At 60.6% G+C, this 18,447-nt stretch carries 17 protein-coding genes; 5 read left to right on the forward strand and 12 right to left on the reverse strand.

Annotated features, from left to right (window positions below):
- Positions 1 to 16: 16 nt before the first annotated feature.
- From BM344_RS14570 to BM344_RS14580, 3 genes are read right to left on the reverse strand one after another with little or no spacing between them, the layout of a single operon-like run.
- Complete coding sequence (locus BM344_RS14570) at positions 17 to 856, reverse strand: thymidylate synthase (protein ID WP_091991783.1); 840 nt, start codon at positions 854 to 856, stop codon at positions 17 to 19.
- On the reverse strand, positions 856 to 1,641 hold the full coding sequence (lgt, locus tag BM344_RS14575; protein ID WP_091991785.1) for a prolipoprotein diacylglyceryl transferase: 786 nt from the start codon (positions 1,639 to 1,641) through the stop codon (positions 856 to 858). Before lgt ends, BM344_RS14570 begins: the two co-directional genes overlap by 1 nt.
- A 10-nt stretch (positions 1,642 to 1,651) precedes the next feature.
- Positions 1,652 to 2,449: a sulfite exporter TauE/SafE family protein gene (locus BM344_RS14580; RefSeq protein WP_091991787.1), complete on the reverse strand. Its 798-nt coding sequence runs from the start codon at positions 2,447 to 2,449 to the stop codon at positions 1,652 to 1,654.
- 94 nt (positions 2,450 to 2,543) lie between these two features.
- On the opposite strand from BM344_RS14580, the gene BM344_RS14585 reads away from it, so the two are divergent.
- The 4 genes from BM344_RS14585 (at position 2,544) to dxs (ending at position 6,629) form a co-directional block, all read left to right on the forward strand.
- Entirely contained in the window at positions 2,544 to 3,317 is a 774-nt protein-coding gene (locus tag BM344_RS14585) for an NRDE family protein (RefSeq protein WP_091991789.1), read from the forward strand.
- A gap of 55 nt (positions 3,318 to 3,372) precedes the next feature.
- On the forward strand, positions 3,373 to 3,627 hold the full coding sequence (locus BM344_RS14590; protein ID WP_091991791.1) for an exodeoxyribonuclease VII small subunit: 255 nt from the start codon (positions 3,373 to 3,375) through the stop codon (positions 3,625 to 3,627).
- Positions 3,627 to 4,523, forward strand: coding sequence for a (2E,6E)-farnesyl diphosphate synthase (ispA, locus tag BM344_RS14595; RefSeq protein ID WP_091991793.1), 897 nt, complete (start codon positions 3,627 to 3,629; stop codon positions 4,521 to 4,523). The genes BM344_RS14590 and ispA overlap by 1 nt, the downstream gene beginning before the upstream one ends.
- A gap of 174 nt (positions 4,524 to 4,697) precedes the next feature.
- Positions 4,698 to 6,629, forward strand: a complete 1,932-nt coding sequence (gene dxs, locus BM344_RS14600; RefSeq protein WP_091991795.1) for a 1-deoxy-D-xylulose-5-phosphate synthase — start codon at positions 4,698 to 4,700, stop codon at positions 6,627 to 6,629.
- Between the two features lie 77 nt (positions 6,630 to 6,706).
- Here dxs and ribA read toward each other — a convergent pair whose 3' ends face one another.
- The 6 genes from ribA to BM344_RS14630 form a co-directional block, all read right to left on the reverse strand.
- Positions 6,707 to 7,321: a GTP cyclohydrolase II gene (ribA, locus tag BM344_RS14605; protein ID WP_091991797.1), complete on the reverse strand. Its 615-nt coding sequence runs from the start codon at positions 7,319 to 7,321 to the stop codon at positions 6,707 to 6,709.
- 134 nt (positions 7,322 to 7,455) lie between these two features.
- On the reverse strand, positions 7,456 to 7,938 hold the full coding sequence (gene moaC / locus BM344_RS14610; RefSeq protein ID WP_091991799.1) for a cyclic pyranopterin monophosphate synthase MoaC: 483 nt from the start codon (positions 7,936 to 7,938) through the stop codon (positions 7,456 to 7,458).
- Positions 7,926 to 8,927 (reverse strand): Nudix family hydrolase, encoded by a 1,002-nt coding sequence (locus BM344_RS14615; protein ID WP_091991801.1) that lies wholly within the window; start codon positions 8,925 to 8,927, stop codon positions 7,926 to 7,928. The genes moaC and BM344_RS14615 overlap by 13 nt, the downstream gene beginning before the upstream one ends.
- Before the next feature lie 13 nt (positions 8,928 to 8,940).
- Positions 8,941 to 10,158: a bifunctional glutamate N-acetyltransferase/amino-acid acetyltransferase ArgJ gene (gene argJ / locus BM344_RS14620; RefSeq protein ID WP_091991803.1), complete on the reverse strand. Its 1,218-nt coding sequence runs from the start codon at positions 10,156 to 10,158 to the stop codon at positions 8,941 to 8,943.
- A 115-nt stretch (positions 10,159 to 10,273) separates the two neighbouring features.
- Complete coding sequence (gene secA / locus BM344_RS14625; RefSeq protein ID WP_091991805.1) at positions 10,274 to 13,012, reverse strand: preprotein translocase subunit SecA; 2,739 nt, start codon at positions 13,010 to 13,012, stop codon at positions 10,274 to 10,276.
- A gap of 178 nt (positions 13,013 to 13,190) precedes the next feature.
- Positions 13,191 to 14,144 carry a M23 family metallopeptidase gene (locus tag BM344_RS14630; RefSeq protein ID WP_091991807.1) on the reverse strand — a complete coding sequence of 318 codons (954 nt, stop codon included), beginning with the start codon at positions 14,142 to 14,144 and terminating at the stop codon, positions 13,191 to 13,193.
- Between the two features lie 213 nt (positions 14,145 to 14,357).
- Here BM344_RS14630 and BM344_RS14635 point away from each other — a divergent pair, with 213 nt between their 5' ends.
- Positions 14,358 to 14,804, forward strand: a complete 447-nt coding sequence (locus BM344_RS14635; RefSeq protein WP_091991809.1) for a DciA family protein — start codon at positions 14,358 to 14,360, stop codon at positions 14,802 to 14,804.
- Positions 14,805 to 14,815: 11 nt separating this feature from the next.
- Here BM344_RS14635 and lpxC read toward each other — a convergent pair whose 3' ends face one another.
- The 3 genes from lpxC to ftsA form a co-directional block, all read right to left on the reverse strand.
- On the reverse strand, positions 14,816 to 15,730 hold the full coding sequence (gene lpxC, locus BM344_RS14640) for a UDP-3-O-acyl-N-acetylglucosamine deacetylase (RefSeq protein WP_091991811.1): 915 nt from the start codon (positions 15,728 to 15,730) through the stop codon (positions 14,816 to 14,818).
- A 210-nt stretch (positions 15,731 to 15,940) separates the two neighbouring features.
- Complete coding sequence (ftsZ, locus tag BM344_RS14645) at positions 15,941 to 17,098, reverse strand: cell division protein FtsZ (RefSeq protein ID WP_091991813.1); 1,158 nt, start codon at positions 17,096 to 17,098, stop codon at positions 15,941 to 15,943.
- Between the two features lie 97 nt (positions 17,099 to 17,195).
- A complete protein-coding gene (gene ftsA / locus BM344_RS14650; protein ID WP_008176504.1) occupies positions 17,196 to 18,431 on the reverse strand; it encodes a cell division protein FtsA in 1,236 nt (411 codons plus the stop codon).
- Positions 18,432 to 18,447 lie beyond the last annotated feature (16 nt).

Consider the following 18,447-nt stretch of genomic DNA (forward strand, 5'->3'; position numbering starts at 1 on the left):
CGCCTGTCTCGATCGGTCAGATGGCAATGGGCGCCTTGATGCCCGGATACGGGTCGTAGCCCTCGAACTCGAAGTCCTCCAGCTCGTACTCGAAGATGCTTGCCGGCCGGCGCTTGATCACCAGCGTCGGCAGAGGTCGGGGCTCGCGCTTCAGTTGCTCGAAGACGATGTCCTCGGTCAGGTGGTTCTGGTAAAGATGGCAGTCACCAAAGGTGTGGACAAACTCGCCCACGTCCAGGTCGCACTGCTGGGCAATCATGTGGGTAAGCAGCGCATAGGAAGCGATGTTGAAGGGCACCCCCAGGAAGAGATCCGCACTGCGCTGATACAACTGACAGGACAGCTTGCCATCAGCCACGTAGAACTGGAACAGGCAATGGCAGGGGGCCAGCGCCATCCGGCCCTGGCGGACATTATCCTGGGGGCCGATGGATTCGTCCGGCAGCTCCGCCGGATTCCAGGCCGAGACAATCAGACGCCGCGAATTGGGCTTGGTGCGAATCTGCTCGATCACCTCGCTGATCTGATCCACCACCTCGCCGTTCGGGCACTGCCAGCTGCGCCACTGCTTGCCGTAGATGGGGCCGAGGTCGCCATTCTCCAGCGCCCATTCGTTCCAGATGGACACTTTGCGTTCCTGCAGCCAGGTATTGTCAGTGGACCCACGGAGGAACCACAGCAGTTCGTAGATGATGCTGCGCAGATGGACCTTCTTGGTGGTCACCAGGGGGAAACCGTCCTGCAGGTTGAAGCGGATCTGGCGGCCGAACACAGATCGGGTTCCGACACCGGTGCGATCCCCCTTGTCAAACCCGTTGTCAACAACGTCCCGCATCAGGTCGAGGTAGGCTTTCATCAGGCTTGTCTCCGGTAAGCAATGAACATCAGGGCGGCGCCAGCGATAATCATGGGCGCGGACAACACCTGCCCCATGGTCAGCCAGTCAAAGGCGAGGTAGCCCAGTTGCGGATCTGGCTGGCGCACGAACTCCACCAGGAACCGGAACACCCCATAACAGATCAGGAACAGCCCCGAGACTGCCATTGTCGGGCGTTGACGGGACGAGAACCACCACAGAATCAGGAACAGAGCCACGCCTTCAAGCGCAAACTGGTAGAGCTGGGAAGGATGACGTGCCAGGGAATCCGGCGCCGTTCGAAACACCATCCCCCAGGCCACATCCGTGGGTTTGCCCCACAACTCACCATTGATAAAGTTGCCAATACGCCCCGCGCCGAGGCCCACAGGGACCAGGGGAGCGACAAAGTCGGCGAGACGCCAGAAACCACAGCCCACCTTGCGACCGTACCACCACATGGCAAACATGACGCCCAGCAGCCCGCCGTGGAAGGACATACCGCCCTCCCACACCCGGAACAGCCAGAGCGGATCGGCCAGGAAGGCGTCAAAGTTGTAGAACAGCACGTAACCGAAACGCCCCCCAAGGATAACGCCAAGGGCCAGATAGAACAGCAGATCGCCCATCTGTTCCTCGTTGATCGGAGACCAGGGCTTGCGGGTGCGCAGGCGTCCCAACCACCAGCCTGCGACAAACCCGACCAGGTACGTCAAACCGTACCAGTGTATTTTCAGTGGGCCGATGGCGATGGCCACCGGATCTATCTGGGGGTGCTGCAGCATCAACTACCTCTCAGCTCAAAAGAAAACGGAGTCCCACCAGCAGAAGCATGATGGAGAAAATTCGCTTCAGGCGATTGGCGTTCAATCGGTGCGCCAGGTTGGCGCCAACACGGGCGAAGAATACGCTGGTGAGAATCACGCCAACCAGGGCGGGCAAATAGATGAAACCGACGCTAAATCCCGGCAATGCCGGATTCTGCCAACCGGTCCAGACGTTTCCGAGTGTACCCGCAATGGCGATGGGCAAGCCGCAAGCCGCAGAGGTGCCAACCGCCTGCTGCATCGTCACATTCCGCCACACGAGATAGGGCACAGTCAGCGTACCGCCACCAACGCCAAAGATTGCGGAGGCCCAGCCAATACCCCCGCCGGCTACGGTCAGCCCTCGCGAACCCGGCAAACCTCGATCCGACTTCGGGTCCACCTGAAAAAACATCTTGAGACTCATGACAATCACGAAAACACCGATGGTGAGCTCAAGAGCGCGGCCACTCAGCAGCGACGCAGTCCATGCCCCGACCAGCGCACCCACCACGATGCCAATCACCATGGGCCGGAACAGCTCCCACCGAACGGCTCCATGGATATGATGAGACCGGATGGAGCTGACCGACGTGAACATAATGGTTGCCAGGGAGGTACCAACGGCAAGATGGGGCGTGATATCCGGATCCATGCCCTGCAAGTCAAAACTGAAGATCAAAACCGGCACAATGATCAGACCGCCGCCAATGCCGAACAGGCCGGCCAGAGTGCCCGCGAAGGCGCCGAGGGCGAGGTACGATGCAAGAACGAACAAAACAGTCATGGACAGGGGGCACCCGGAAAAACCAAGGCTGGTATGATACACAGCGCAAGGGTCAACTTCATTACCATTAACTGTGGGAGCGACATCCGCCACCATGTGCCTGATCGCCTTCGCCCTCGGCCAGAATCGTCACTTCCCTCTGGTGGTTGCCGCCAACCGGGACGAATTTTTTCGGCGGCCCACTGCCGCTATGGACTGGTGGACTACCAATAACGGCACCCGGGTCCTTGCGGGCCGCGATTTACAGTCCGGCGGAACCTGGCTGGCCGTGACCCCTGCTGGGGAGGTGGGCGCGGTTACCAACGTGCGCGAAGGCACTGTGGAAACCGGCCGCATCAGCCGCGGAGAGTTGCCGCTTCGGGCCCTGGAGAGCTCCCGGGAACAGCTTGCCGACCACCTTCACGACGAGGGTGACCGGTATTCCGGCTTCAATCTGGTCCATCTGACGCCCCGAAGCGGATGGTATTTCAGTAACCGGGATGCCCATCCCGGACGTCATATTCACCGCGGCGTCTACGGTCTCAGCAACCACCTGCTCCAGACGCCCTGGCCCAAGCTGCTTCGCCTTCGAGAAGCGGTTGGCGAGACTGTCATGGCGGCAGGCGAAGATGCAGAGGGCCTGCATCGACGCCTGATACCATTACTCCAGGACACAACCCCCGCACCAGACCGCCTCTTGCCAGACACCGGCGTGGGCCTGGACACCGAACGCTTCCTGTCTTCTCCGTTTATCGCCGGCACCGAGTACGGCACCCGAGCCACCACCATCGTCACTGTCTCTGCCGGAGGCGACATCCAGGTAACCGAGCAATCGTGGGGTCCGGATGCCGAAGCCGGCGAACGGCGTCGCTTCCACTGGCAGCGATAGCGATCAGGCTCTGATATAATCCGCCAAATTCTGTTACCCGATCGGAGGGTCCCCGATGGCCGGTGAAAAAGGCACCACGTCCATAGCCGACTTTGAGAAATCCCTTGATGAGCTGGAGAAACTGGTTCGCGATCTGGAACAGGGCGAGCTATCCCTGGAGCAGTCTCTGACCGCCTTCGAGCGAGGGGTGAAACTGACCAGGGAATGTCAGCAGGCACTGAAAAGCGCGGAGCAACGCGTGGAACAGTTGATGCAGAACAGCGATGGCAGCCTTGAGACGCGTCCGTTCTCTCCGGATGATGCCGAGTGATGTCAGCACAGAACTCGTTTGCGATAGACTTTCTGGAGACCTGCAGGGCGAGGGTAGACGCGGAGCTCGACCGTTGCATCAGCCGGGAATCGTCCTCTGATCGCTTGCAGGCCGCCATGCGTTACAGCGTGCTTGGCGGTGGCAAAAGGATTCGACCCGCCCTGTGCCTCGCGGCAGCCCGGGCAGTCGGCGACACCGGAGACAACGCTCTCGCCCCTGCCTGCGCGGTGGAACTCATCCACGCCTACTCATTGATACACGACGACCTGCCAGCCATGGACGACGATGACCTTCGCCGAGGCCGGCCCACGACCCACATCGCCTTTGATGAAGCCACTGCCATTCTGGCCGGGGACGCGCTGCAGGCCCTTGCCTTTGGCCTGCTTGCCGATGCCGCAGGGCCGTCGGAATCCGCCCGGCTTAGCATGGTTCGGGAGCTTGCCCGGGCCAGTGGCCACGGTGGCATGGTGGGCGGCCAGGCCATCGACCTGGAGGCCGTGGGCAAGACCCTGACCCTGGCGCAGCTGGAAGTGATGCACCGGCACAAGACCGGCGCCCTGATTGAGGCCAGTGTCCTTATTGGCGCCCTCTCGAGCCCCCGGACGCAGGAACGGGACCTCGAAGCGCTGGCCGGATACGCCAGAGCCCTGGGCCTGGCGTTTCAGGTGCAGGACGACCTGCTGGACATCGAGGGAGACACCCGGGTGATTGGCAAGCGACAGGGCTCTGACGCCGCGAGGGCCAAGCCCACCTACCCTGCCCTGCTTGGCGTCGACGGCGCCCGGGCTCGCCTGGTCGAACTGCTTGACAACGCCCAGCAAAGCCTGGCCGTGTTCGGCCCTGAAGCCGACCCGCTCCGTGCCATGGCCGATTACGTGGTGGCACGGAATCACTGAGTTCTCTCGACCGAGTTCTCTGCATTGAGCTCGCACCATTGAATGCTGGCGCCGGAAAGGCGCACACTGGACATCAACATTTTCGTAACAACTGGCCCTGTTTGTGTGAAACAGCCTCGCCTGTTCCCTTATAATGCCAGTCAGTTACCGAACGTACCGGGAAGACCCGAGCAGATGCAGGACACATACACTTTCAAGGAAATCCCGTCACAACGGCCCAACACACCGTTGCTGGACCGGATTGATGAACCCGCCCAGCTACGAGAACTTGCGCCGGAGCAGCTGACCCAGCTGGCCCGGGAGCTTCGGGCGTTTCTGCTGTGGTCAGTGGGCCAGACCGGTGGCCACTTCGGCGCCGGCCTTGGCGTGCTCGAGCTGACCGTTGCCCTGCACTATGTCTTCGAAACCCCGAGCGACCGCCTGGTGTGGGACGTCGGCCACCAGGCCTATCCGCACAAGATCCTGACCGGCCGGCGCGAGGCCATGGGCAGCATCCGTCGCAAAGGTGGCCTGGCGGGCTTCCCCAAACGCGCCGAAAGCGAGTACGACACTTTCGGTGTGGGTCATTCCAGCACTTCTATCAGCGCGGCCTTGGGTATGGCCATCGCGGCCCGGCTGCACAAGACCGGCCGCAAGAGCATTGCCGTTATCGGCGATGGTGCCATGACCGCCGGCATGGCCTTCGAGGCCCTGAACCACGCCGGCCACCTGCATGCCGACATGCTGGTGATTCTCAACGACAACGACATGTCGATTTCCCGGAACGTGGGCGGGCTGTCGAACTACTTTGCCAAGCTGCTCTCGAGCCGCACCTACAATCAGGTTCGCGACAGCAGCAAGAAGGTACTGCAGGGCGCACCCCACCTGATGGCCCTGGCCAAGAAAACCGAGGAGCACTTCAAGGGCATGATCGCCCCGGGCACCCTGTTTGAAGAATTGGGCTTCAACTACATCGGCCCTATAGATGGTCACGATCTGCCCCTGCTGGTGGAAACCCTCGAAAACATTCGCGAGCTGGAGGGCCCGCAATTCCTCCATGTGGTGACTACCAAAGGCAAGGGGTTTGCGCCTGCCGAAGCAGATCCGATCGGCTATCACGCCATCAACAAGATCGAACCGGTGCCGCCAAGCAAGCCCGAGCCGGTCAAACCCAAGGCCGCCAAACCCAAATACGCCAATGTCTTCGGCCAGTGGCTATGCGATGCCGCGGAACAGGACGAGCGCGTGGTGGGCATCACGCCGGCCATGTGTGAAGGCTCGGATCTGCTGGCCTTTTCGCAACGGTTTCCGGATCGCTATTTCGATGTCGCCATCGCCGAGCAGCACGCCGTCACACTGGCGGCCGGCCTGGCCTGCGATGGCGCCAAGCCGGTGGTGGCCATCTACTCTACTTTCCTGCAACGGGCCTACGACCAGCTGATACACGACGTGGCCATCCAGAATCTCGACGTGCTGTTTGCCATCGACCGCGCCGGCCTGGTGGGCGAAGACGGCCCCACGCACGCTGGGGCGTTCGACATCAGCTACCTGCGCTGCATCCCCAACATGGTGGTGATGACGCCCTCGGACGAAAACGAAACCCGACAGCTCCTGCAGACCGGCATGTTGTACGAAGGGCCCGCCTCGGTCCGCTACCCCCGGGGAACCGGGCCCGGCGCGACCATCGAACAGGCACTGACACCGCTTGAAATCGGCAAGGGGCGCCGTATCCGGGATGGCAAAGGCGTCGCCATACTGAACTTTGGCACGCTGCTGGCGCCGGCCCTGGAAGCTGCGGAAGCGCTCGGTGCCACGGTGGCCGACATGCGCTTCGTCAAGCCCCTGGACGAGGAGTTGGTGCTGGAGCTGGCCGAGCAGCACGATGTTCTCGTGACCCTGGAAGAGAACGCCGTTGCCGGCGGCGCTGGCAGTGCTGTCACCGAGTTTCTGAACAGCCGCCTGGTGTCCATGCCGGTACTGCAACTGGGACTGCCGGACACGTTCATGGACCACGGCAAGCACGGCGAGTTGCTGACAGAGTGCGGTCTGGATGCGGGGGGCATTGAAGCCGCCATCCGCGACCGGCTGGAGCAACTCAGTCACCAGAACCTGAAAGTGGTCAAATAGCGGCGTCCCAAGGGAAGCCAGCAGCCACAAAAAAGCCCGCATGTTGAGCGGGCTTTTTTACATCATGGCCTCAGCGGCTAGACGTCGGGATCATCGTCCTGATGGGTCTCCAGCCAGTGGCCCAGCTTGGACTGCTTGGTGTCGAGATAGTGCTCGTTGTGCGGATTACGGCCCACATGCAGGGGCACCCGCTCGGCAATATCAATACCGTAGGACGACAGCGCTTTGACTTTCCGCGGATTGTTCGTCATCAGCCGCAAGCTCTTGATACCCAGATGCTCCAGCATGTCCTTGCACATACTGTAATCCCGCAGGTCCGCGGCAAACCCCAGGCGTTCGTTGGCTTCAACCGTGTCGGCGCCCTGGTCCTGCAGGTGATAGGCGCGGATCTTGTTGAGCAGACCAATGCCACGGCCTTCCTGGCGCAGGTACATGAGAATGCCACGGCCTTCGCGGGCAATACTGCGCAGCGCTTCTTCCAGCTGATAGCCGCAGTCACAACGCATGCTGTACAGGGCGTCACCGGTGAGACACTCGGAGTGGGTACGGGCGAGCATCGGTTCGTCACTGTCCAGATCACCCAGCGTCAGGGCGACGTGCTCCTTTCCGGTATCCGGCTCCTCAAAGCCGTGCATGTCGAACACCCCGAACGGGGTCGGCAGCCGACAGGTCTGGATGTAACGAACAGCCACAGTGCTTCCTCGTGGTTCAGTCAATCGGGCCGCGCATTCTATCACGGGCCCGCCCGCTTGGCGTAGTCTCTCCACTGTCGCTCCTCCGGCGTGGTTTCATTACCCAACACTTACGAGCGCAGCATCACGCCAGATCAGGAATGACCGGCCACCCAGTGCCCGCTGCGACCGCCTTTTTTCTCAAGCAGTCGGACAGCATCGATCTCCATGCCACGGTCCACGGCCTTGCACATGTCGTACAGGGTCAGCGCGGCAACGCTGGCCGCAGTCAGCGCTTCCATCTCGACGCCGGTCTGGCCAGACAGCTTGCAGCGGGTGAGGATGTAAACCGAGGCACCGTCTTCTCCGGGCGTCAGCTCGACCTTTACCGACGTCAGGTTGAGCGCGTGGCAGAGGGGAATCAGGTCGTGGGTTTTCTTGGCCGCCATAATGCCAGCAATGCGCGCCGTCGCGAGCACGTCGCCCTTGGGGTGTTCGCCATCGATGATCATTTTCAGGGTGGCGGGCGCCATTCGGATGGTCGCCTCGGCCCTGGCTTCCCGTTCCGTGACCGCCTTGTCGGTCACGTCTACCATCCGGGCTTCGCCCTTCTCATCCAGATGCGTCAATTTTGCCACTGCTGTCTCCCGTTTGATGCTAGCTGGTTTTGGCAGTCATCCTGCCACCAGAATCCAATGCCCGCGATGCCCTGGGCCCCGTGGCGTCGGGCGATCTCAAGATGGCCCATGCTCATTCCTCCGAGCGCGTAGACCGGAAGCCTCGCCGCTGCCACCAGATCGGCGAACCGCGACCAGCCCATACCGGATTCGCCCGGATGGCTGGGGGTCGGCAACACGGCCCCCAGTACTGCGTAGTCTGCGCCCAGGGATTCGGCGTGGGCGAGCTGCTCGGCCGAGTGGCAGGAAACCCCGAGCCAGCTGCTCGCCGGAACCGGCCGCTCCGACAACTTCTCCGCCTCCCGCCACGGCAGGTGCAAACCGGCGACGCCTGGTGTCTGCCCAAAGCGCTCCGGCGAACCATGCACGAGCATATCGACCCGGTGCGCCTGCGCCAACGACACCGCTTCGCGGGCGTACTGGCGATAGTCAGCCTCCTCCAGCGACGGCGCCCTCAGCACCACCAGAGCCGGCCGCTGTCCTCTCAGGGATTGCTCCAGGCAAGACACGCCCTGACCCGCTGAGTCGATAGTGCCGGTCAACGCCAGCGCCGCAGGTAGACGCAGGGCGCGAATGATCGGTCGATTGGCTGCCGGAAACTCCCCGTCACGCAGGCTTTCCGGACAACGCCATTCCACCGGCTGACCTTCCCGCCCTACTGGTTCGCCCTCGGCGTCTGTGGTGCGCCAGACGTCCAGCAACACGCATTTGTCGCCGTAGTCATGGCGGATGGTGATCACCGGCGCCAGCCCGGACTCCGACAGCGTCAGACCGGTTTCCTCGTGAATCTCTCTCACCAGCGCCTGCTGCACCGTCTCGCCCGGCTCCACCTTGCCCCCGGGAAACTCCAGCAGACCACCCTGATGGGCATGATCCGGCCGACGGGCAATCAGCACGCGGCCGGATCGTTCGATCACCCCGACGGCAACATGAACAACCTTACTGGTCATGCTTCGAGGCCACTCAGGTGCGATATTCGGCGTTGATGGTCACGTAGTCGTGGGAAAAATCACAGGTCCACACGGTTTCGCGAACATTACCGCGTTTGAGGTCAATCGCGATGGTAATCTCCTCCCCGTTCATGACGGCCTGGCCCCGGGCTTCCGAATAATCCTCTGCCCGCCCGCCGTTGCGCACGAGGCAGACATCGCCGAGGTAAATTTCCAGGGCTTCCAGATCGAGGTTCTCGACGCCGGCCCGCCCCACGGCCGCCAGAATGCGCCCCCAGTTCGGATCCGAAGCAAAGAGCGCGGTCTTGACCAGTGGTGAGTGGGCGACCGTGTAAGCCACATCGAGTGCCTCCTGCTGAGACGCTGCGCCGGTCACGTCGATGGTGACAAACTTGGTAGCCCCTTCTCCGTCGCGGACTATGGCATGGGCCAACTCCAGGTAGACGGACTCGAGCGCCTCCCGCAGCTTTGGCAACTGGGGGCTGTCTGGCGTGATTTCCGGGCCGCTGTACTGGCCGGTTGCCACCAGCATACAGGCGTCATTGGTGGAGGTGTCGCCATCAATGGTAATGCGATTGAACGACTTTTCGCCCAGCTCCGAGGCCAGGGTCTGGAGCAGCTCGGGGGCAATGCGCGCGTCGGTGGCAATAAAGCCCAGCATGGTTGCCATGTTCGGGCGTATCATCCCGGCACCCTTGCTGATCCCGGAAATGGTAACCGTGTGATCTCCCAGGGCCACCTTGCGAGTAGCACCCTTGGGGCGGGTATCGGTGGTCATGATTCCCCGCGCCGCCTCTGCCCAGCGGTCTTCCCGGGGATCGGCCAGAGCCTCGGGCAGGGCCGAGACAATCTTCTGTACCGGCAGCGGCTCGCCAATCACGCCGGTGGAAAACGGCAGGATCTCCACGTCCCGCACGCCCGCAGAATTTGCCAGCGCCTGGCAACAGGCCTCGGCGTCACGCAGGCCACGGGCGCCGGTTCCGGCGTTGGCGTTACCGGTATTGATCAACAGGTATCTGGGCGCGGCTTCTGCCAGGTGCCGGCGACTGAGCGTAACCGGCGCCGCGCAGAACTGATTCTTCGTGAAGATACCGGCCACCCGGCTGCTCGGCGCAAGCTCGAATACCACCACATCCTTGCGCCCAGGCCTCTTGATCCCGGCGCTGGCTATACCAAGCCGGAGACCGGCCACCGGATGAAACTCGGGTAAGGTTTCCGGACCTACCGCCATTGTGCCACTCCTCTTTTGCAAAAACGGAATCCACCAAGCCAGAACGGAAAAACCCGCAGCCCACCAACGTTCGTCGGCAGAGTGCGGGTTCCGGATTCTGGCTCAGTGTTGTGTATCAGCTGACCTTGCCACAGCACTGCTTGTACTTTTTCCCGGACCCGCAGGGACAGGGCTCGTTGCGCCCCACCTTGCGCTCCTGACGCACAAAGGTTTCCGGCGTCGACTGACGCCCGCCTTCGGCCTCACCCTCACCCTGGCTCTGGGCCGCGGCGCTGGTTTCATCGTGACGCAGACGGGCACGGGCAAGCTCCTGCTCAAGCTCCTGCTTGCGCCGGCGCTCCACTTCTTCCATTTCTTCGCGGCTCTGGACACGGACATGACAGAGAACGCGGGTGACGTCGCGCTTCATGGTCTCAAGCATGTCCTCGAACAGGTTGAAGGCTTCGCGCTTGTATTCCTGCTTCGGGTTCTTCTGGGCATAGCCACGCAGATGGATACCGCGACGCAGATGGTCCATGTTGGACAGGTGCTCTTTCCAGAGCGTATCCAGCACCTGCAGGAACACCTGCTTCTCGAACTTGCGCATGGCCTCGGAACCGGCAATGGCTTCCTTGGCCTCGTAGGCAGCGACGATCTCGTCGAGGATCTTCTGACGCAAGTTTTCCTCGTACAGCTTGCTGTCTTCCTCCAGCCACTTCTGGATCGGCAGATCGATCGCCATCTCCGACTGCAGCTGGGATTCCAGACCGGCAACGTCCCATTGCTCCGGCATGCTCTGGGGCGGGATATACTCGCTGATCAGTGCGTCTACCACATCCTCCCGGATGGTTTTGACCATCTCGGAAATGTCATCCGAGGACATCACCTCGTTGCGCTGGTCGTAGATCACGGTCCGCTGGTCGTTGGCCACGTCGTCGTATTCCAGCAGGGTTTTCCGCATATCGAAGTTGCGGCCTTCCACCTTGCGCTGGGACTTCTCGATGGCGTTGGTCACCATGCGGTGCTCAATGGCCTCGCCTTTCTTCATACCCATGGCCTGCATAAGGCTCTTGACCCGATCAGGGGCGAAGATGCGCATGAGGTTGTCTTCCAGGGACAGGAAGAAACGGGAGGAGCCAGGGTCGCCCTGGCGGCCTGCCCGGCCGCGAAGCTGGTTATCAATCCGGCGGGACTCATGACGTTCGGTCCCGATAATGTGCAGACCACCGGCCTCAAGCACCTGGTTGTGACGCTCGGTCCACGCCGCCTTCACCCGGGCAACCTCTTCCTCGGTCGGATTGTCCATGGCGGCCACTTCGTGTTCCCAGTTACCGCCAAGCACGATGTCCGTGCCCCGACCCGCCATGTTGGTGGCGATGGTCACGGCGCCCGGCCGTCCAGCCTGGGCGATGATGTGGGCCTCGGACTCGTGCTGTTTGGCGTTCAGGATCTTGTGTTCGATACGGGCCTTCTTGAGCAGCATGGACAGCAGCTCGGAAGCCTCAATGGACGCGGTGCCCACAAGGATAGGCCGCCCCTCGGCAGTTACGTCCTTGATCTCATCGATAATGGCGTGGAATTTCTCTTCCTGGGTGAGATACACCAGATCGTTATAATCGATACGCTGGATGGGCTTGTTCGGCGGGATTACCACCACATCCAGACCGTAGATCTGACGGAACTCGAACGCTTCGGTATCGGCGGTGCCGGTCATGCCAGCCAATTTTTCGTACAGACGGAAGTAGTTCTGGAAGGTGGTGGAGGCGAGAGTCTGGCTTTCCGCCTGGATCCTGACACCCTCCTTTGCCTCGATGGCCTGATGCAGCCCTTCACTCCAGCGACGCCCCGGCATGGTGCGGCCGGTGTGCTCGTCAACGATCACCACCTGCCCGCCCTGGACAATGTAATCAACGTCTTTCTGGAACAGGTGGTGCGCCCGCAACGCCGAGTGTACGTGATGCAGCAGGCTCAGGTTGGCCGCCGAATACAGGCTTTCCCCTTCGTCCAGCAGGCCCTTGTCCAGCAGCAGTTGCTCTACCTTTTCATGGCCGCCTTCGGTCAGTTCGACCTGCCGGGATTTCTCGTCGAGGGTAAAGTCGCCGGTGGGCTCACCCTCTTCCGGAACTTCCCCCTTTTCCAGTTTGGGAATCAGTTCGTTAATCGCCTGATAGAGTTTGGAGCTGTCTTCCGCGGCACCCGAGATAATCAGTGGCGTGCGAGCCTCGTCAATCAGAATCGAATCAACCTCGTCGACGATGGCGTAGTTCAGGCCACGCTGAACCTTGTCTTCGGTGCTGAACGCCATGTTGTCGCGCAGGTAATCAAAGCCGAACTCGTTGTTGGTGCCGTAGGTGATGTCTGCCTGATAAGCGGCGCGCTTTTCTTCGGCAGGCTGCCCCGACGCAACAACACCCACCTGCATACCCAGGAACCGGTACAGCTTGCCCATCCACTCGGCGTCCCGGCGGGCCAGGTAGTCGTTCACGGTAACCACGTGCACACCCTTGCCCGGCAAGGCGTTGAGGTAAACGGCAGCCGTGGCCACCAGGGTCTTGCCCTCACCGGTTTTCATTTCGGCTATGCGGCCTTCGTGCAGTGTAATACCACCGATCAGCTGAACATCGTAATGCCGCATACCCATGACCCGGCGACCGGCCTCTCGCACTGTTGCAAAGGCCTCTGGCAGGAGCGCGTCCAGCGTTTCGCCTTCATCGATGCGGCGACGGAATTCCGCGGTCTTGCCTTGCAACTCGGAGTCGGACAGATTGCCGTACTGTTCCTCAAGCTCATTAACGCGCGAGACAACTTTGCGCATTCTCTTGATTTCACGGGCGTTTTTACTGCCGAACATCTTGGTTGCAAGCTTTGTGAACATAGACCACTGCTTCTTTGATTAAACGGAGGAAGCCGGCATTCTAACCTTATTTTGTAACAGGACAAAAGGCAGGCCGCACACGAGGGAGTTTGTGCCACGAAACCAGCCGGTTTCCTGACAGGAAAACCGGCGTCGGGTCACTGGTTGCGGCAGAAAACCGATTCCAGAGGGAATCGGATCAGCGGCTGGCGCGCTTGATGTAGGTTTCCGGGTTCTCGGATTTGCCGTTCCGGATGACCTCGAAATGAACGTGGGGGCCGGTGGAGCGACCGGTGCTTCCCATCAGGGCAACCACCTGCCCTTTTTGAACCACATCGCCAACGGCGACCTTGACGGTCTTGCAGTGGGCATATCGGGTAATGAGGCCGTCGCCGTGGTCTATTTCAACCAGGTTGCCATAGCCGTATCGCTCACCGGCGTAGGTCACCACACCACCAGCAACCGAAATAATGTCGCTACCTTCTTTTCCAGCCAGATCCACTCCGGCATGCCAGGTGCGCTTGCCGGTGAAGGGATCGGAACGGTAGCCGTATTTCGAAGACAGCCAGCCCCAGGTGATCGGACGCCCCTCAACGTACAGCTCGTCCTCCAGACGCTGGGTCGAGGCCAGTTGATCAAGCAACCGGAGCTGCTGCTCCCGGTCCTCGATCCGCTGTTCCATTTCCTCGATCATGCGGGTCAGCTGTGGAGCGGAATAGGATTCACCCGACAGTGTGTCCTCGGGGCCACCAACGGCCGCCGGCTGATCAAAATCGAATTCGTCACTGGCCACCAGGCCGGACTCGACGAACCGCTGACCGAGGGCATCTAGCCGCAACAGACGACCCTGGATTTCACCCAGCCTCAGGGTCAAAGCGTCCACTTGCTGCTGGACGTTTTCCCGGAGACGCGCAAGGTCGGCTTTCTGCTCAGACAGGCGCAACTGCCAGTCGGCCACCAATTCGGACTCACTGGGCTGTTCGGCAGTGGCCTGCTGGACCGCAACCTGATATCCGGCCCAGCCGGCACCGATCAGCAGAGAAATCACCAGGGCAACAAGAGCACCAGCGCGGGCTCCATTAATCGACAAAACACGAGACTTTCCGTGGTTTTTGCCAACGAGAATAATGTTCATATCATCATCTGATTTCATCGTTGAGCCGCAACCACCTCCTGTAGCGTTGCGCCCCGGAATATTCCGAGTGGGTCTGCCATCCTTTGGCAACAGCTACATACTGAAAAAATTGCAGCGCCCGGTAGACATACTCATTTAGCACAATGTAAAACGAGTCCAGGGCAGGCACTACGCACAAACCGTGCCGAAGTGTAACCAATCGTAATCGGAGCCGTCGAGCAAAAAAGCACCATGAAACGAAAAAGCGATCAGAAAATGACCTTCGACAAGCTCGGCAGAACCCCGGTACTCAGGGATCTGGTGGCCCGGGCGGAGCTTCACCGCCAGGCGGAGCAACAGGTTCTGGCCGCCATACCCGCTGAGCTCGCCGGCGGTGTGCGCTTTGTCAGTTGCACGGATGGCGAGTTGGTGCTGACAGCAGAAACCGCGGGAAAGGCCAGTCAGATTCGCTTCCGCCAGCACGAGATTCTCGAAGCCGTGCGTGAGATTGAGCTGTTCCGGTTTACCTGGAAGCTGAAGGTCAAGGTTGCCCCACCCAGGTTCCGGGAGAAACCCGTTCGTAAAAAAGAGCCCCTGAGTAAAGAAAATGCCCGGCTCCTCAAGGAGGAAGCCGGGCACACGAAGGATAAAGCGTTACGCGAGGTTCTCGAAAAACTCGCGAGCCACGTCCGGGACTGAAGCTTCCTGCTTCAGCCCGCCGCCAGCACGGGTTTCATGTAGGAAATCGGGGCAGTGGCCTCGTCGTCAAAGGTCACCACTTCCCACGCATCCTCTTCTGCCCGGAGCTTGCGCAGCAACTTGTTGTTCAGGTCGTGGCCGGATTTGATACCACGGAACTCACCAATCAGGCTGTTGCCCAGCTGGTAAAGATCTCCGATGGCATCAAGCAGCTTGTGCTTCACAAATTCGTCGTCATAGCGCAGGCCGTCCTCGTTGAGGATTTTGTAGTCATCCACAACGATGGCGTTATCAACGCTACCGCCAAGCGCAAGGTTCATGGCCCGCAGCTTCTCGATATCCCGCATGAACCCGAAGGTCCGCGCACGGCTCACTTCCTTTACAAAGGAGGTGCTCGAGAAATCCACAGTCGCGGTCTGGGCGCGCCCTTTGAACACCGGGTGATCAAAGTCGATACCGAAACTCACCTTGAAGCCTTCGAAAGGCAGCAGGGTCGCTTTCTTGTCGCCCTCTTCAACCGTTACCTCACGCTTGATGCGAATGAAGCGCTTGGCCGCGTCCTGCTCGGCAATGCCGGCAGACTGCAGAAGAAACACGAACGGACCGGCAGAGCCGTCCATGATCGGTACTTCCGCCGCGCTCAGTTCGACGAAGCAGTTATCAATGCCGAGACCAGCCATGGCAGACAGCAGGTGCTCTACCGTCGCCACACGGACACCGTGTTTTACCAGCGTCGTGGAGAGCATGGTCTCACCCACATTCTCCGCACAGGCACGAATCTCAACCACGGGGTCCAGATCGGTGCGGCGGAAAACAATTCCCGAGTCCACCGGGGCCGGCTTGAGTGTCAGGTACACCTTTTCACCTGAGTGCAAACCAACTCCGGTGGCACGGATGGTGTTCTTGAGGGTCCGTTGTCTGATCATCGGTACATAATTCCGTCACAAAATGGCGATATTCTGGGCAAAAATCTGCCCGGAGGATACCAGAAAGCAAGACTGAATACCATTTAACCAACCTATCGTTGCCATTTGTTCATCCACAACGATATCGGGCAGTCAATACTCACACTGGCCGGCCTACAGGGTCCGTTGTTCGAACCCGATGCGTAACCGGATCACAAGTGAGTCAGGGTATCAGTCAGCCTGACGACGGAGGAATGCGGGAATATCGAGATAATCGACACCCTGCTCCTCGCTGTCCTTGCTCTGGTCGATCGCGACGTTGCCGTGAGACACCGCGCGGCGACGCAGAACCGCCGGACGATCCAACTGGTTGTAATCGGTCTTGCCATCCAGGGTACGAGTGTTATCCACCACCTTGGTCGGCTTCTCGCGATCACCACCCAGGCCGGTTGCCACAACGGTCACCTTCAGTTCGTCGGTCATCTCCGGATCGATCACGGTACCGACCACGACGGTGGCGGAGTCAGAGGCAAATTCGCGCACAATATCGCCAACCTCGGAGAATTCGCCCAGGTTGAGGTCCATACCGGCGGTGATGTTGACCAGGATGCCTTTCGCGCCCTGCAGGTTGATGTCTTCCAGCAGCGGACTGCGAACCGCAGCTTCGGCCGCTTCCCGGGCACGGTTTTCGCCAGTGGCACGAGCGGTACCCATCATCGCCATGCCCATCTCGGACATCACCGTCTTCACGTCGGCGAAGTCGACGTTGATCATGCCGTTGCGGGTAATCAGATCGGCAATACCCTGCACCGCGCCCAGCAGCACGTCGTTGGCGGCGGCAAAGGCATCCAGCAGGCTGGTTTTCTTGCCCATGACCGCCAGCAGTTTTTCGTTGGGGATGGTGATCAGGGAGTCGACGCTTTCCTCCAGCTCCTTGAGGCCGGATTCGGCGACACTCATGCGCTTGCCACCCTCGAACATGAATGGCTTGGTGACCACGGCCACCGTGAGGATACCCAGTTCACGGGCCACTTCCGCCACGATCGGTGCCGCGCCTGTGCCGGTGCCACCACCCATGCCGGCGGTGATAAACACCATATCGGCGCCTTTGAGCGCCTCGGCAATGCGATCACGGTCTTCGAGCGCGGACTGGCGCCCCACCTCCGGGTTGGCACCAGCACCCAGCCCCTTGGTGATGTTGCCACCAAGCTGGATGATCTGGCGGGCGTCCAGGTCGGTCAGGGCCTGGGCATCAGTATTGGCGCAGATGAATTCAACACCTTCGATGTCGCTGTTGAGCATATGACGCACGGCGTTGCCGCCGCCTCCGCCAACACCGACGACTTTAATGACAGCGTTTTGCTGGACATTATCGACGAGTTCAAACATTTCCCCTACTCCTTCGTGCTGTTTTCAGCCTTTTCCAGACTGTTTGTTCGAGATAGTGTTTTCGAGATACCTTCGTGTACTGCCTCCCGGGTTACCGTCAGAAATGACCGGTAAACCAGGCTTTCATGCGCTCAAACAGCGAGGGTGCATCTTCACCCTTGAGCACAGGTGCCCGCCCAAGATCCATCTGGCGGAAACCATGAATCAACAGCCCGACGCCGGTGGCGTAGATGGGGTTGTTGACCACTTCCGTCATCCCGGAAACCGCCTGCGGACAGGCCAGCCGTACCGGCATGTGGAAGATCTCCTCGGCCAGTTCAACCACCCCTTCCATGGTGGAGGAACCGCCGGTAATCACGATGCCTGCCGGGATCAGGTCTTCAAACCCGGAGCGGCGCAGTTCGGACTGAACGAGGGTGAACAGCTCCTCATATCGGGGCTCCACCACCTCGGCCAGAGCCTGCCGCGACAGATCCCTGGGGGCACGATCGCCTACGCTCGGCACCTTGATGGTCTCGTCGGCGCCGGCCAGCTGGGTGAGCGCGCAGGCATACTTGATCTTGATTTCTTCGGCATTCTGCGTGGGCGTGCGCAGGGCCATAGCTATGTCATTGGTGACCTGGTCGCCAGCAATCGGGATCACGGCGGTGTGACGGATAGCGCCACCGGTAAACACCGCGATGTCGGTGGTACCGCCACCAATGTCCACCACGCAAACCCCCAGCTCCTTCTCATCTTCTGTCAGGATGGCGTGGCTGGAGGCCAGCTGCTCAAGGATGATGTCGTCTACCTCAAGGCCGCACCGTTTCACGCACTTCTCGATGTTCTGGGCGGCGTTCACCGCGCAGGTCACCAGATGCACTTTCGCCTCCAGACGGACGCCGGACATGCCCATGGGTTCCTTGATGCCCTCCTGGCTGTCGATCACGAACTCCTGGGGCAGGATGTGCAGGATCTTCTGGTCGGCCGGAATGGCTACCGCCTGGGCAGCGTCGATCACCCGGTCGATATCCGCCTGGGTCACTTCCCGGTCGCGGATAGCGACGATCCCGTGGGAGTTAAGGCTCTTGATGTGGCTTCCCGCAATCCCCGCGTATACCGAGTGAATGCGACACCCTGCCATCAACTCCGCCTCTTCCACGGCACGCTGGATCGCCTGGACCGTGGTTTCGATATTGACCACCACCCCACGCTTCAGGCCCCGGGACGGGTGGGAACCGATACCCACCACCTCGATGGTGCCGTCCATCTTGCGCTTACCGACGATCGCGACCACCTTCGAGGTTCCGATATCGAGGCCGACAATCATGTTTTCCGTTTCAACCGATGACATGTGTTTCACCAAACCG

The organism is Marinobacter gudaonensis (assembly GCF_900115175.1).
GTDB classification, from domain to species: domain Bacteria; phylum Pseudomonadota; class Gammaproteobacteria; order Pseudomonadales; family Oleiphilaceae; genus Marinobacter; species Marinobacter gudaonensis.

Coding starts and splice junctions, on each gene's coding strand:
- ftsA (WP_008176504.1), bottom strand. CDS start 18,431: ATGTCATCGGTTGAAACGGAAAACATGATTGTCGGCCTCGATATCGGA.
- dxs (WP_091991795.1), top strand. CDS start 4,698: ATGCAGGACACATACACTTTCAAGGAAATCCCGTCACAACGGCCCAAC.
- BM344_RS14615 (WP_091991801.1), bottom strand. CDS start 8,927: ATGACCAGTAAGGTTGTTCATGTTGCCGTCGGGGTGATCGAACGATCC.
- ftsZ (WP_091991813.1), bottom strand. CDS start 17,098: ATGTTTGAACTCGTCGATAATGTCCAGCAAAACGCTGTCATTAAAGTC.
- BM344_RS14590 (WP_091991791.1), top strand. CDS start 3,373: ATGGCCGGTGAAAAAGGCACCACGTCCATAGCCGACTTTGAGAAATCC.
- lgt (WP_091991785.1), bottom strand. CDS start 1,641: ATGCTGCAGCACCCCCAGATAGATCCGGTGGCCATCGCCATCGGCCCA.
- BM344_RS14630 (WP_091991807.1), bottom strand. CDS start 14,144: ATGAAATCAGATGATGATATGAACATTATTCTCGTTGGCAAAAACCAC.
- BM344_RS14635 (WP_091991809.1), top strand. CDS start 14,358: ATGAAACGAAAAAGCGATCAGAAAATGACCTTCGACAAGCTCGGCAGA.
- BM344_RS14585 (WP_091991789.1), top strand. CDS start 2,544: ATGTGCCTGATCGCCTTCGCCCTCGGCCAGAATCGTCACTTCCCTCTG.
- argJ (WP_091991803.1), bottom strand. CDS start 10,158: ATGGCGGTAGGTCCGGAAACCTTACCCGAGTTTCATCCGGTGGCCGGT.
- lpxC (WP_091991811.1), bottom strand. CDS start 15,730: ATGATCAGACAACGGACCCTCAAGAACACCATCCGTGCCACCGGAGTT.
- secA (WP_091991805.1), bottom strand. CDS start 13,012: ATGTTCACAAAGCTTGCAACCAAGATGTTCGGCAGTAAAAACGCCCGT.
- BM344_RS14580 (WP_091991787.1), bottom strand. CDS start 2,449: ATGACTGTTTTGTTCGTTCTTGCATCGTACCTCGCCCTCGGCGCCTTC.
- BM344_RS14570 (WP_091991783.1), bottom strand. CDS start 856: ATGAAAGCCTACCTCGACCTGATGCGGGACGTTGTTGACAACGGGTTT.
- ispA (WP_091991793.1), top strand. CDS start 3,627: ATGTCAGCACAGAACTCGTTTGCGATAGACTTTCTGGAGACCTGCAGG.